Origin of the sequence: Cytobacillus praedii, from assembly GCF_001439605.1 — a bacterium.
Classification (GTDB): Bacteria; Bacillota; Bacilli; order Bacillales; family Cytobacillaceae; genus Cytobacillus; species Cytobacillus praedii.
The window spans coordinates 18,560-32,568 of sequence record NZ_LMBX01000026.1; the positions used below are offsets into that span (position 1 = coordinate 18,560).

General features: G+C 33.6%; 12 protein-coding genes. 4 read left to right on the plus strand and 8 right to left on the minus strand.

Annotated features, from left to right (window positions below):
• Nucleotides 1-53 precede the first annotated feature (53 nt).
• The 3 genes from gmd to ASU02_RS21020 form a co-directional block, all read right to left on the minus strand.
• A complete protein-coding gene (gene gmd / locus ASU02_RS21010) occupies nt 54-1,010 on the minus strand; it encodes a GDP-mannose 4,6-dehydratase (RefSeq protein WP_057767287.1) in 957 nt (318 codons plus the stop codon).
• Nucleotides 1,011-1,067: 57 nt separating this feature from the next.
• Nucleotides 1,068-2,105: a mannose-1-phosphate guanylyltransferase gene (locus ASU02_RS21015; protein WP_057767289.1), complete on the minus strand. Its 1,038-nt coding sequence runs from the start codon at nt 2,103-2,105 to the stop codon at nt 1,068-1,070.
• 1,085 nt (nt 2,106-3,190) lie between these two features.
• Nucleotides 3,191-4,087, minus strand: a complete 897-nt coding sequence (locus ASU02_RS21020; RefSeq protein WP_057767291.1) for a glycosyltransferase family 2 protein — start codon at nt 4,085-4,087, stop codon at nt 3,191-3,193.
• Nucleotides 4,088-4,412: 325 nt separating this feature from the next.
• On the opposite strand from ASU02_RS21020, the gene ASU02_RS21025 reads away from it, so the two are divergent.
• From ASU02_RS21025 to ASU02_RS21040, 4 genes are all read left to right on the plus strand, one after another.
• On the plus strand, nt 4,413-5,123 hold the full coding sequence (locus tag ASU02_RS21025; RefSeq protein WP_408607300.1) for a class I SAM-dependent methyltransferase: 711 nt from the start codon (nt 4,413-4,415) through the stop codon (nt 5,121-5,123).
• Between the two features lie 318 nt (nt 5,124-5,441).
• Complete coding sequence (rfbF, locus tag ASU02_RS21030) at nt 5,442-6,212, plus strand: glucose-1-phosphate cytidylyltransferase (RefSeq protein WP_057767295.1); 771 nt, start codon at nt 5,442-5,444, stop codon at nt 6,210-6,212.
• Entirely contained in the window at nt 6,209-7,273 is a 1,065-nt protein-coding gene (rfbG, locus tag ASU02_RS21035) for a CDP-glucose 4,6-dehydratase (RefSeq protein ID WP_057767298.1), read from the plus strand. The genes rfbF and rfbG overlap by 4 nt, the downstream gene beginning before the upstream one ends.
• Before the next feature lie 125 nt (nt 7,274-7,398).
• The gene (locus ASU02_RS21040; RefSeq protein WP_057767300.1) at nt 7,399-8,313 is read left to right on the plus strand and encodes an NAD-dependent epimerase/dehydratase family protein; all 915 of its coding nucleotides are present in this window, start codon (nt 7,399-7,401) and stop codon (nt 8,311-8,313) included.
• Nucleotides 8,314-8,465: 152 nt separating this feature from the next.
• Here the strand turns inward: ASU02_RS21040 and ASU02_RS21045 are convergent, their stop codons facing one another.
• The 5 genes from ASU02_RS21045 to ASU02_RS21060 all read right to left on the minus strand — a co-directional run bounded on the left by ASU02_RS21045 (nt 8,466) and on the right by ASU02_RS21060 (nt 13,997).
• Nucleotides 8,466-9,245: an FkbM family methyltransferase gene (locus tag ASU02_RS21045; RefSeq protein WP_057767302.1), complete on the minus strand. Its 780-nt coding sequence runs from the start codon at nt 9,243-9,245 to the stop codon at nt 8,466-8,468.
• 396 nt (nt 9,246-9,641) lie between these two features.
• The gene (locus tag ASU02_RS21050) at nt 9,642-10,751 is read right to left on the minus strand and encodes a glycosyltransferase (RefSeq protein WP_057767304.1); all 1,110 of its coding nucleotides are present in this window, start codon (nt 10,749-10,751) and stop codon (nt 9,642-9,644) included.
• 455 nt (nt 10,752-11,206) lie between these two features.
• Complete coding sequence (locus tag ASU02_RS21055; protein WP_057767306.1) at nt 11,207-11,482, minus strand: GDP-mannose 4,6-dehydratase; 276 nt, start codon at nt 11,480-11,482, stop codon at nt 11,207-11,209.
• Between the two features lie 260 nt (nt 11,483-11,742).
• Complete coding sequence (locus ASU02_RS27410) at nt 11,743-11,892, minus strand: hypothetical protein (protein WP_408607302.1); 150 nt, start codon at nt 11,890-11,892, stop codon at nt 11,743-11,745.
• A gap of 980 nt (nt 11,893-12,872) precedes the next feature.
• A complete protein-coding gene (locus ASU02_RS21060; RefSeq protein ID WP_232426311.1) occupies nt 12,873-13,997 on the minus strand; it encodes a glycosyltransferase family 4 protein in 1,125 nt (374 codons plus the stop codon).
• Between the last annotated feature and the right edge of the window lie 12 nt (nt 13,998-14,009).

Sequence of the window (14,009 nt, forward strand, 5' to 3'; positions counted from 1 at the left end):
ATAGCTGAATTGGCTATATTCTACCGTATTTTCTTATATTTTCTTGGGATTTGTCATTGATATTTTTGTAGATCATTTTCTACCATCATTTTTACTAGCTGTTCAAAATTCACTTGTGGCTCCCAATTCAGCTGCTTTTTAGCTTTTGTTGGATCACCTAATAAAATATCTACCTCTGCTGGCCGCATAAATCGCGCGTCTTGAACGACGTAATCCTGCCAATTTAGGCCAACATGTTCAAAGGCGATTTCAATTAATTCTTTCACAGTATGAGTCTCTCCCGTAGCAATAACATAATCATCGGGCTCTTCTTGCTGCAGCATCAGCCACATGGCTTTCACATAATCTCCTGCAAATCCCCAATCTCGTTTTGCATCTAAATTACCTAAAAGGAGTTTGTCTTGAAGTCCAAGCTTTATTTTGGCAACTGAATCTGACACTTTTCTCGTCACAAACTCAATTCCCCTGCGTGGCGATTCATGATTGAACAAAATTCCTGAGCATGCATACATACCATAACTTTCGCGATAGTTTACCGTAATCCAATGACCATATACTTTTGCTACACCATAGGGACTGCGAGGATAAAAGGGAGTATTTTCCGTTTGGGGAGTTTCTATCACTTTGCCGAACATCTCGCTGCTTGATGCTTGATAAAAACGTGCATCGGGTTTTGATAAACGTATAGACTCAAGCATATTTGTTACACCTAGCCCTGTAACCTCACTAGTATAAATGGGTTGTCTCCAGGAATCACCAACAAACGATTGAGCAGCTAAATTATAAACCTCGTCTGGCTGGATTGCCTGAACTGCTTCAGCTAGAGAAGTCATATCACGAAGATCTCCTGAAAAAAATTCAATTTCGTTCTGAATATGCTTGATATTTTCAAAATTAGGTGTAGCCGTTCTCCTTTTTAATCCATATACTTTATATCCCTTATCCAACAACAGGTCAGCTAGGTAAGAACCATCTTGACCTGTTATCCCCGTAATCAGCGCTTTTTTCAATTTTCAGTCCTCCCTATTTATGCAATGTTATATAATATGAAGGAAATCTTATTTCGATCATTTATCCTTGAAATTATTCTTTGGTATGTTTTCTTTATTAAGAAATTTTTTTATTGTTTGTTCTTTAGATTTGTGACATACCAAAATTCCCTCATCGGTTGAGGCGACAATAAGATCCTCTACCCCAATAAGAAGAGTCTTCCGTTCAGAATATACGATGCAATTTTTTGATAAAGCTGACATGACATCGCCGATCAGGTAATTGTAATTATGATCAGATGAGTGGATACGCCCCAATGAAGTCCATGATCCTATGTCATCCCATTCAAAATTTACAGGGACAGTAAAAACATTCTCTGCCTTCTCCAAAATCGCATAATCAATAGACACCTTCGGTAATAAAGAATAGACTTCTTGTAATTTAGTTTGATTGTCATTGATGATTTTCCACAACTCGGGTTGATGCTTGGAAAAGTTATAGGCTATTGTTGAAGGTTTCCAGACAAAAATGCCGCTGTTCCAGAAAACATTCTCATCCGAAATCAATTCTTCCGCCTTTTTTAAATCCGGCTTTTCGATGAATTCTTCTACTTGATAGGCTGAAAAAGAAAATGGAGTTTTTTTATTAGCTTTTATATAACCATATCCCGTCTCAGGTCCTGTTGGTTGGATACCGAGAGTAACGATTGAATTATTTTGTTCCGCTACAGTTTCTGCCAGTGTTAGTGCCTTATGGAAGACTTGGCCATTCCCTATATATTGGTCAGATGGTGCCATTACGAGGACCTCATCATCCTTTTGATTAAGAAAATGCATAGCAGTTAAGGCAATGCATGGTGCTGTATCACGTTGATCTGGCTCTAAAATAATTTGACAATCTTGCAGTTCAGGTAATTGTTTTACTACTAATGGCAAATATTTTTCTGTTGTAACGACAAACACCTTTCCGGCAGGCATCCAGTCTCTAAAACGCTGATAAGTCTCCTGAAGCATTGAATCATTAGAAATTAAGTTCAGAAACTGTTTAGGTTTGTCTTCAGAACTTAAAGGCCAAAACCGAGTACCCTGCCCTCCTGCCAAAATAATTGCTTTCATATTTTTCCACACCTTTTTTGTATTTTAATATCTTAGAAGGAGATACTTCACTGTCTAACTAATCTCCATTATATGAATCAACTAAGTGGCGGGAACTCGGTAAATATCTATTTTTACTCGATTTATTACTATTTAAATTAATCCCGACTCTGTAAGCTCCCTATTTTAATGCTATTTTTAGTGCATTGAGTATTAGGGAGTACTTGGACCAACAAATCTGCATTTAAACATGAATACTAGTCAGAAGTGGATAAACGAGGATGGATATTTCCCAACAATTAACGATTATTTTTCCAAATATTACTAATATTTCTATCTTTATATTTTCCAGCTTCCTTTACTTTGATCATCTAAATTCTAGAAATATCCACATGCTCACCTATATTATTTGAGGGAATTTGATAGCAATCCGATCGCATAATTCGGTACTTCCCCAGATCCTTTCTTTAAACATAGCAACTAAAATAAGAGTTATCATATATTCTTACTTCCTAATAAGTTTATTTCAGAATGAATTGTGTGAATTATATAAAAAGAAACACTGAGGTATTATATGGGGATAAGTCTTCGGGGATATAGGTGAATACCTAGAATTAAACAAATAAATTTACGGAATAAACCTAACCCTTTTAGTTTTTACGACGTGAAGGGATTAGGCTTTTCAAGTTATATCATTTTGTGGGCTGAGTTTGAACTTCCTGAAAGCATGGAAAAACGTCATAAGAAACTCCATGTCCTCTTTTAGTTATAAATATTCAGAATGAACAGAATGTTCAGTATCATAGATAATCACAAATATTAACAACTTGTGATATGAACTGCACCCGATTTGTTAAACACTTTGCTAACAATTTGGGGTGCAGTTTTTAGTTTTTTATCTTTCATTTTAAATTGCTATATTAATAATAAATTCTAGGATCTTATAACAAAAGTTTGATTATTTTCGCTGTTTCTTCATTTGAATGATCATCCATCGTGAACAGTTCCAGCTCTCCAAAATCTTCGCAACTACACAACTGATCACAAAGCTTATTATTACTCTTTTAATATAATTGATCCTATTGTGGTACTTGGATAAATATAATCTAGTAAAATATATTTCTAATAAAATCATGGACGTATTGTCTATCTTTATCCTGAAGAAGTGCAGCATTTTCATTAATTATTGTTTGAACATGTACATCAGATGAAACAACATATGAATAAATAATATTTTTAACATCATTTTTTTTCTGAACATCTATTGGGGAATGGTTAATTCCAAGATTATATTCTTTAAGAATACTAGTCATAGGGCTATTATTAATTTGATCCTTTAATTCTTCACTAATCAAATATTGGGATATATAATTGTACTCCTTTTGCCAAAAACGAAAGGTCATCAACTTCTCATCCACCACTACTACATCTCCTAATAATAAAATTTCTAATCTTAATGGAAAGTCATTAGCGATGGTTTCTTGTAATCCCCTTGTTTTTCTTAAAGCCTCAGTCCGATATATTCCCCAAACTAGCCAATCAGAAAAAACTGTAAGAACTCTATTCGAATAATCAAAGTTAGATGTATCTATCCAATGTTTGTCCCCTATGTTATTTCCTTCTCCATCAATAAAATCAGTTTGGCTTATACAAAATGCTGCATTAGGATTTTGCTCTAGTTTATTTATACATTTTTCAATATATGTCAAATCCCATAGGTCATCATTGGCTGCCATCATTATATAATCGCCTTTAGCAAGCTCAATCACTCGATTAAAATTTCTGGCCATACCGGTATTTGTTGAGTTGCGAAAGTATGAAATTCGTGAATCTATATTTTCGTACGATCTGCAGATTGCCTCTGTAGAGTCGGTTGAGGCGTTGTCTGAAATAATTAATTCAATATTTTTGTAAGTCTGATTCAATAGACAACTTAAAGCAGACTGTATATATTTCTCCCCATTATATACAGGCATACATATACTTACTAAAGGTAAATTCATAAAAATGTCTCCTTTATCTGACAAATTATTATCGATTATTGCAATATATTCATTAAACACAATAAGATAACGGTAAATGTCCCAACCAAACCCTTTTAATTGAATATGATGAATCCATCTTGCACCAAACCAAACCTGGGAAAAAATTTGTAATTACAAACCTTAAGTTATATCTCTAAATTTTTCTTACGCAATACTAAAGACCATTTAGTTAATATTTCTATTAGATAATTGGTTCATCTAATGTTATAAATTGTGAAAAACTGCATAGATATCATTAAAAGAAAAGCATCAGTCTTTTCAATTTATATATTTATTCGGGAGGATGAGTATAGTGAATAGGTTCTGGGAAAAAATTGTAAAACCAATTTTAATAAAAACGGAAGCCAAAAAAATTATTGAAATTGGATCTGGTCTTGGTAATAACACTAGAAATTTGCTTGGATACTGTCAGGCGATGGATGCTCAATTAACTGCTATTGATCCAAAACCACTTTTTGACGTTAAAACGTGGACAGATCTTTACCCTGAACATTTAACTGTTTATCAACAGCCGAGTATGCAAATTTTACCTCAACTGGAGGATTATGATGTTGTACTTATTGACGGTGATCATAACTGGTACACAGTTTACAATGAGTTAAACTTAATTGAGAAAAATGCGTTAAAAAACCAGAAATTACCATTAATTTTCCTACATGATACAGATTGGCCATTTGCTCGAAGAGACTTATATTTTTACCCGGAAAGCATCCCCGAAGAATATCGACAACCTTATGCTCAAAAAGGAATAGTTCAAGGGAAATCTGAACTAGTCGATGAAGGAGGATTGCATAGTTCTTACTTCAACGCACTATATGAGAACGGAGAAAAAAATGGGGTTTTAACTGCTATTGAAGATTTTTTAAAACAGACATCTTTGCCAAATATTTTATTTAAAGCATATTCAAATCGTGGCCTTTGCACAATTGTTCCTTCCGATAATAAAACATTAGTAAAATCTATTAAATATATTTTTGATTCCTCAGGAATGTAAAAGTATCCAGCATCAAAAGACAACAAAGTTTATTCCCTTTCCCCTTAAAGCAGACAGTATTTACTGTTTTTCTTTAGGGGGATTTTTATTGAATAAAATTATGTATCAGCTTACTGTTTATACTGAAATAAATATGGCCCCCTATACATTTGGATGAAATAACCCTCACTATTTATATAGCCCCGTAATATACTATTTTGTGATAAGAACCTTATAAAGGGTTTTTCATGTCTAACGTTGAAGACAAATAGTCAATTTTATTCTCGACTTTTAATATCTAATAATCGTGTTAGTAAAATTAAAAGGGGGCGACGCTTTATGCAGGTTGTGATATTAGCTGGGGGATATGGAACTAGAATTAGTGAAGAAACACATCTTAAACCAAAACCAATGATTGAAATCGGAGGCAAGCCTTTACTATGGCATATTATGAAAATTTATTCTCATTATGGAATTAATGATTTTATCATCTGTCTTGGCTATAAAGGCTACGTAATAAAAGAATATTTTTCAAATTACTTTTTGCATATGTCAGACATTACTTTCGACATGTCAAAAAGTGAAACAATTATTCACCAGAATAAAGCAGAACCATGGAAGATTACTCTAGTAGATACTGGTCAGGAAACATTAACTGGAGGGAGGATTAAAAGGGTAAAAGATTATATTAAGGATCAGACTTTTTGTTTAACTTATGGAGATGGACTAAGTAATATTAATATTAGTGAATTAATTAAATTTCATAATAAACATGAAAAGCACGCGACAGTTTCAGCCGTTCAGCCACCTGGAAGATTTGGAGAAATAATTCTTCAAAACGATCAAGTCAGCGGGTTTAATGAAAAACCTAAGGGTGACGGGAATTGGGTAAACGGAGGATTTTTTGTTCTTGATTCTGCTGTTTTTAATTATATTTCTGATGATAAGACAGTTTGGGAAAGAGAACCTCTTGAGAGGTTAGCAAAAGAAAATCAACTGGCTGCCTTTCAACATAAAGGATTTTGGCAACCGATGGATACGTTGAGAGACCGTATGAAATTAGAAGATATGTGGAGTAAAGATAAGGCTCCATGGAGGGTATGGCAATGAAGGAAAATAAATTTTGGAAAGGCAAGAAAGTACTTGTAACCGGACATACGGGTTTTAAAGGAACATGGCTTACATTATGGCTTAATTCTCTTGGGGCTGAGGTATATGGCTATTCACTTGACCCCCTATCTATTCCGAATCTTTTTCAAATCACTGATGCATCACAGGAGTGTCATTCGTGTTATGGTGATATAAATAATCTACAGAAACTACTGCAATATATGACTACAATACAACCTCAAATTATTTTCCACTTAGCGGCACAACCGATTGTAGGCACCTCTTATGAAGATCCAATTAACACATTTAATACGAACGTGTTAGGTACTGCTCATGTTCTAGAAGCAGCGCGAAAAACCAAAAGTGTTAAGATTGTTATTAATATTTCAAGCGACAAATGTTATGAAAATGATGATCTTCCTAATAGACTTTTTAATGAAGAAGATCGTCTGGGTGGCAATGATCCTTATGCTGCAAGTAAAGCTTGTGCCGAGCTAGTTATTAAAGCTTATCGTAAATCTTATTTTAACCAAGATTCCCAATCTAAACAAATTGTCTCCTCTGTAAGAGCAGGGAATGTAATTGGGGGTGGGGATTGGTCAAAAGATCGTTTGCTGCCGGACATAAGCAGGGCATTTATTGAAGGAAAAGGAATAAAAATTAGAAAACCAAATGCTGTTCGACCTTGGCAGCATGTACTTGAACCACTTAATGGTTATCTGCTTTTAGCTGAGAAAATGTGGGTAAATAAGGAATATAGCGGTGACTGGAATTTTGGTCCGATGGATGATAAATACATGACTGTAGAGGAATTAGTTAATTTGAGCATGGAACTATGGGGTAAAAAGATTAATGTCGAATATGACTCCGATTATCATTATGAATCTACCTACCTAAAGCTTGATAGTTCTAAAGCCATTCAAAAAATAGGATGGAGACCAAAATTAACAAAGAAAGAGTCTATTGAATGGACGGTTCAATGGTACAAAAACTATATATCTGGTAACGATATGAAATTGTTTACTTTAACTCAAATTAAGGATTACCAATCTATTTTATAGTTTTACCATGTATTTATAAGGTGAAGTAAAGAATCACATAACATGGCATTTATTAGACTTTAAGGTTGAAATTATGTTTTCACAATTCTGCAACAGAAGAGATCTAATTAAGGACGGTTGTATGTATGAAACGTATTCTTGTTACAGGCGGAAGCGGTTTTGTTGGTAGTCATGTTCTAAATTTATTGGCAGATGGCGGATTTGAAGTGCACGTAATAAGCAGTCGAACTGAATTTTCTCTAGATAATCGATGGCAATGGCATCAGGTTAATCTCCTCGATTTTCAGCAAGTTGAAAATCTAATAAAAAAGATTAAACCGACTTATTTGTTACATCTTGCTTGGGGTGACATGGCACCGGGAAATGTTTATAAATCTAAGGATAACTATTTATGGGTTCAAATCAGTCTAGCATTAATACTAAACTTTATACAATATGGCGGTCAAAGATTGGTAATGGCTGGGTCTCTAGCGGAATATGATTATAGTTATGGCTATCTTTTGGAAAATATTACTCCTAGTTCCTATCAAACTCCTTATGCTGCCTCCAAGAACGCTCTTCGATTGTTGGTTCAATCCCTTTCAGAACAGACGGGTTTAAGCAGTTGCTGGGGAAGAATTACCTTTATATACGGACCTGGCGAGCATCCTAAAAGGCTTATACCATCAGTAACTATCTCTTTATTAAAAGATGAAGAAGCTCTATGTACTCATGGTGAGCAATTTCGAGATTATTTACATGTTTATGATGCTGCAAGGGCATTGGTCCTATTGTTAGAAAGCGATATCCAAGGAACTGTTAATATTGCCTCAGGACAATCAGTTCAAGTAAAAGAAATTGTTTTAAAAATTGCACAAGAGTTAGGAAAACCCCATTTAGTTCGGCTAGGTGCTATTCCATTTCCTGATTCTGAACCTTTATTTATTCAGGCAAGTACTGAATATTTGACAAATAAAGTGAGATGGAAACCAGATTTTGATTTAGATTCAGGACTTAAAGATTCTATTTCATGGTGGAAGCATAACCTTACTAAGGATTAGATCACATCATATGTATAAGAAGTTTGATAATGAATACCTAAAAAACTTTAACAAAATAGATATAACAGTAAGCTATTTACGGCCGTTTCACTAGTTTTCTTTATCCGTAAGCATCAAATAATCCCCATCTGATGATGGGGATTATTTGATGCTTACACTGATTTGAATGTACAATATAATTCACCATAAACGGTTGGTTTTATTAGTTCTGTAAGATGAGAATAATCGGCTGGTTTAACTAATGAATCATCAAACCTATTAATAAAGTAAATATTTGGGTAAATTGATTCCAAGAGGTTATATAATTCTTCAGGATTATCACCAGAATTCTCAGAAATTTTTTCCGGAAAAAATTCTACAATCACATCTGGTCTTGTATTATGAATAGTGTTTATGGCACCTCTTATCACCCTGGCCTCAGATCCTTCAGTATCAATTTTTATTAAATCAATTTTATTAATTCCTTCAGTTTGAACCCAATCATCCAATCTTACACATGTAACAACTTCGTTAGGCTGTGTAATCGATTCCGTTCCATTGAATACAAATGACCATCCTCCGCCATCGCTTATATTACAAAACTCCATGTCTTTATTCTGATCGTATACCCCAATATTGATGGGATTGATATTTGCAACATAATTTTCTTTTATATTCTGTACCAAATAGGAGAAATTCCTTTTTGAGGGTTCAAAAGAATAAACTTTGCCTTCAGTAGCTAAATAGCTTAAGGCAAGTGAAATTAAACCTATGTTAGCTCCTATATCCAGGCAAACACTTTTAGAGTCCGTGATTTTTTTTAGAAGATTGATGATGTGATTTTCATAATATCCGTTGGCTTTAATATACTGAAATATACTTCTATCTTGTTGACTTCCATATACGATAAAAGATTTTTGATCAAATGGCAAATTAAATATTGTTTTTTCCATTTACACCCTCTCCACTCTATTTTTAATAATGAATACATGAATTCTAAATATTTTTGGCAATATCAGCATAGGAATAAACGAATATTTTTTCTTAGCTGATATTACTAATAAAGTTAAATAAGAAGCAACTTCTCCTTCATTGCATTATTCTGGGGATAGATAATACTAATTACTATTATCATAGAGTTTTCTATTATTTAATCCCGTTACAATGAAAAATTTGTAGGCAGTTTAAAAACTAAATTGATCATGATTTTTAAACTGAGTAAGTTTCATGATTCAAATCACATGACATGACTTAAGTTTTTATTACTAAGGAGGGCCTCTCCAACATCCCGATCCTATAGTTGCATACTCTAACTGAATGAAAGAAAGAAAACTCCCTATCTTAATTTCTTATGACTTAACTAAATCTAAATATTTTTTTGAACATTCTATCCAGGAATAATTTTTGGTTTTCTCCTTGGCCGCGTTACCTATAGACATCCTAACGTGTGGATATGCTACCAAATGTCTCAACCCACTTCGAAGAGTTTTTATGTCATTAAAAGGAAATAAAAACCCACATCCATCTGATAATAATTCTTGAGCATAATAATAAGGAGTGGATAGGCATGCTTTTCCTACATATGCTGCGTAAGTTAGAGTTGCACTAGAGTTTTGTTCAATAGTTTGATAAGGGGTAATATAAATATCAGCTGCTTGTAAATAATCCATTATTTCTCGATCTGATAAATAATAGGGAATAAATCTAACGTAATTATTTATTTTTAATCGGTTAACTATATTAAAAAGTTCATTACGGTATGCTTCACCATTGCTTTGTAATACTTTAGGGTGAGTAGCACCAACTATTAAATAAAGGAACTCAGGGTGACTTTTGATAACATATGGTATAGATTGCAGTACTAATTCAATTCCTTTACCTGGACCTAACAATCCAAATGTTATAGCTGTAGTTTTGTTAGTCAACATGAGTCTTTCTTTTAATTCTTCCTTTGATTGAGTCGGGTAAACGGGAACTCCATTAGGAATTACTACTATCTTTTCTGAAGGAATATTATGAATTGATGCCAAAATGTGTTTTCCTTTTTCAGAAAGAGCAACTACTTTGTCACAAAAATTAGCAATACTCGATAAGCCAAAAATTCCAGAATCAGTTAAAATAGAATGAAATGTAATAAAAACGGGCTTTTTTATTTGTTGTATAAAGAGGTTAATATAGTTACACGTTACTCCCCCATAAATACTATATTCATGTTGAATAATTACTCCATTAATGGCATCTGAGTTTAGATAATTGATAGCATTTTCGTAATCACTCCAATTGTCAGATTTAATTTGATGAACAACTTCATTACCGTAATTTGTTATATAGGAGTCACTGACTGCAATGACAGGTACATCAATTTCTCCCAATTCTAATAACCCCTGTCTCAAGTATGAAGCAAATTCTCCAATACCGCATTGATTAGGAGGATAAGTACTAACTATTGCAATTGCCATTAAATCTTCATTCCTCTCTCCTATATGGAAAATTTCCATTGTTTAAAGTTATTGTTCAGTGACCTGAATTTTAAATTAAAGATATGTTTATAAGTTTAAACTCACAATAAATATTTGCTGATTTGTGAGTTTGTTATTTTTAAATAATTCTCATGGTCTTGATTTTAAAAGATACTTCTCTAATTATTAGTTATTTATCCACTTAGCATATTAAAACACTAATAAACTTTGATAAATTATAATTATTAAAAATATAATCCCCTAATTTTAGCCTAATTAATATAATTTCCGAGAATTGTCAACCATCATCAGAACAAGTGCCTCAAAACTTATTTAAGGAAGCCATTTAAGTTTTGTTTTTGCTTTTATAGGATCCCCAACAAGATATCTACCTCTGCTTGCCTAATTAGTTGTGGAACTTGAACGACTTAATCCACCCAACAATTTAATCCAACCTATCTAAGTGCGATTTCCACAAATTCTTTAACAGCATGTGTATCTCCTTTAGCGATCATATAATCTCCCGCATAACCCCAGTCTCGTTTTGAGTTTAAATATCCTATAAGGAGTTTTTCTTGATGTCCAAGCATTATTTTGGCAACTGCACCTGTCACTGTCCTCGTGACAAATTCAATTACCCTGCGGGGATATTCATAATTGAACAATATTCCATAGCATGCATATATGCCATAGCTTTCACGATAGTTTGCCGTAATCCAATAAACATACACTTTTTACTACACTATAGGACTGTTAGGGTAAATTTGGTAGATGCTTGGAATTCTCAATAATTCGAGGTAACCGTTCTCCTTTTTAATCCGTATTTTTAATAATACTCATCCAATAGCAACGATGTAAAGTGAACTATCTTTACCAGTAATTCCAGTGTTTAATACTTTTTCAATTGTTAGCCCACCATTTTCACTCAATGTTATATAATATGAAGAACTTTTTTTTTCGATCATTCTCCTTTAATAATTTTTGTAATGTTTTAATTATTAAATATTTTTTTGATATACTGTTCTTTTGATTTGTGACATACTAATATTCCTTCATCTGTTAAAGCGATAATAAAATCTTCTCCTCCGATAATAATGGTTTTCCGATTAGAATTTACGATGTAATTTTTTGATGAGTCCATCACAACAAGGCAGATATGGAAGTTGTTAATATGATCAGACGACCAGATAGGTACCAAAGAAATCCAAGTTCCTATGTCATCCTATTCAAAATTTACTGGGACAGTGAACACATTCACCGCCTTCCCCAAATTCTCATAAACAAGGGACACCTACGGTAATAAAGAATGTAATTAAGTTTGCTTGTCATTGATGAGTTTCCACTACTCCGGTTGGCGCTGAAAAAATTATAGTCTATTGTTGAAGGTTTCCAGATAAAAATGCTGCAGTTCCAAAAAATGTTCTCATTCGAAATCAATTCCTCCGCTTTTATTAAATTCGGCTTTACAATAAATTCTTCCACTTTATAGCTAGTTGGAAAAAAATGCTGATTTTTATTCGCTTTACTATTACCATATGGTCTCAGGTCCAGTCGGACGGTTACGGAGAGAAACGATTGAGTCATCCCGTATCGCTAATGTTTCCGCTAGAGTCAGTCATGTTAAAATGCTTGGCTATTGCTATATATAGTTCAGACGGGGCCGTTGCGAGGACTTTATCATCCTTTTGAGTGAAAATACAAAGTGGTTAAGGTAATACATGGTGCTGTATCACCTTGTTCAGGCCTAAAATACTCTGAGTCTTTTGCAGTTCGGACAGTTGCTCTTCTACTAGGGATAAGTACTTTTCAATTGTAACAACAAATACCTTTTCGGCAGGTAGCCTGTTTCTAAAATGCTGATAAGTCTCCTAGAGCATCGGCTCACAAGAAATTTAGTTCAGAAACTGTTTATGTTTGTCTTCAGAACTTAATGGTCAAAACCAAATTCCCTGCCCATCCGCAAAAATAACCGCTTCCATATTTTTCTACACATTTTTTGTATAATATTTTCTTAGATGTGGTTTGAAGAAAATCCTTCATAGTCTAATCAATTTCCATTATATGAATCAACTTAGGGACGGGAACTCGGTAAATATCTATTTCCCCTGAATTTATCACTATTTAGATTAATCCCAACTCTGTAAGACGTGATTTATACTTCATGCCAATGTTTTTTGACGATAAATCTGACATAATCGTTTTTTGGGCATTTAACCCAATAGTATTAGCATAACCCCTGTCTTGAACTAGCATTGTCATATAGTTAGCTGCTTGGAAAACATTAGGATCAGCCCATACTTCATTTGGATGATAAGGCCCGTGATTTCCCCCTATTTTTTCTAAAGTGAAATCTACCAGACAAGCATTATTATTATTCATAAAATCAACATTTCCTGACCAATTAGTGGAAATGACTGGCTTTCCTAAGGACATTGCCTCTGCTATAGGCAAACCAAATCCCTCTGCTCGGTGAAGAGAAACATAACAGTCGATTTCATTAAACAAGCTATTTATCTCTCGCCGACTAAAAACTTTGTCAATAAGATAAATATTTTTGTAATTTGCCATATTTTGTTTAAGCACTTTTATTTCTTGTGGAAAGTGGGTGGAATTATTAATTTTTAGAATGAATGCAACACGATCGTCATTCTTCTTAAAAGCTTGTTTGAATGCCTCTGCTGCCGCTTCTGGATTTTTTCTGGCCGATGTACTGTTCGTATCGTACATAGTTAAGAATAAAAAACGATTTTCTGGTAGTCCAAAATATTTTCGATTCATATTAGTAGGAGATTCAACTAAGATACCGTGTGGCATGATAACAACGGGTTTAGAGGTATTTTTAGAGATTGATTGAAAAGTAAATTGAGATGGAACCCAAATTTCATTTATTAAGTTAAAACTTTTATTCCAATAAATTGGAAAATTCGGCAACTCCCAATGCCAATAGCCAATATTATACCGATTTATAAACCAATCCCTTTTTAAGCTGTTTTTATTGTAATGGTAGTACATTTGGTCAGCATTGATGAAAAAAATATTTGTATTGTATAACGGTGCAGCTGCTTCTTTATGTCTCCAAGACAGATCATTTTGCCGAGAAGGAGAGTAAGGGAAATTTATGATGCAAAAAGGAATACCAACGGATTCCAATGATTTTGCCGCTAAGCGGCATACTTCTCCTAATCCAAATTCAGCCCTGGCATACCCAATTAAATTAACCCCTTTCTTCATGAGGTGTTTATTCATTTTTCTTCCCCT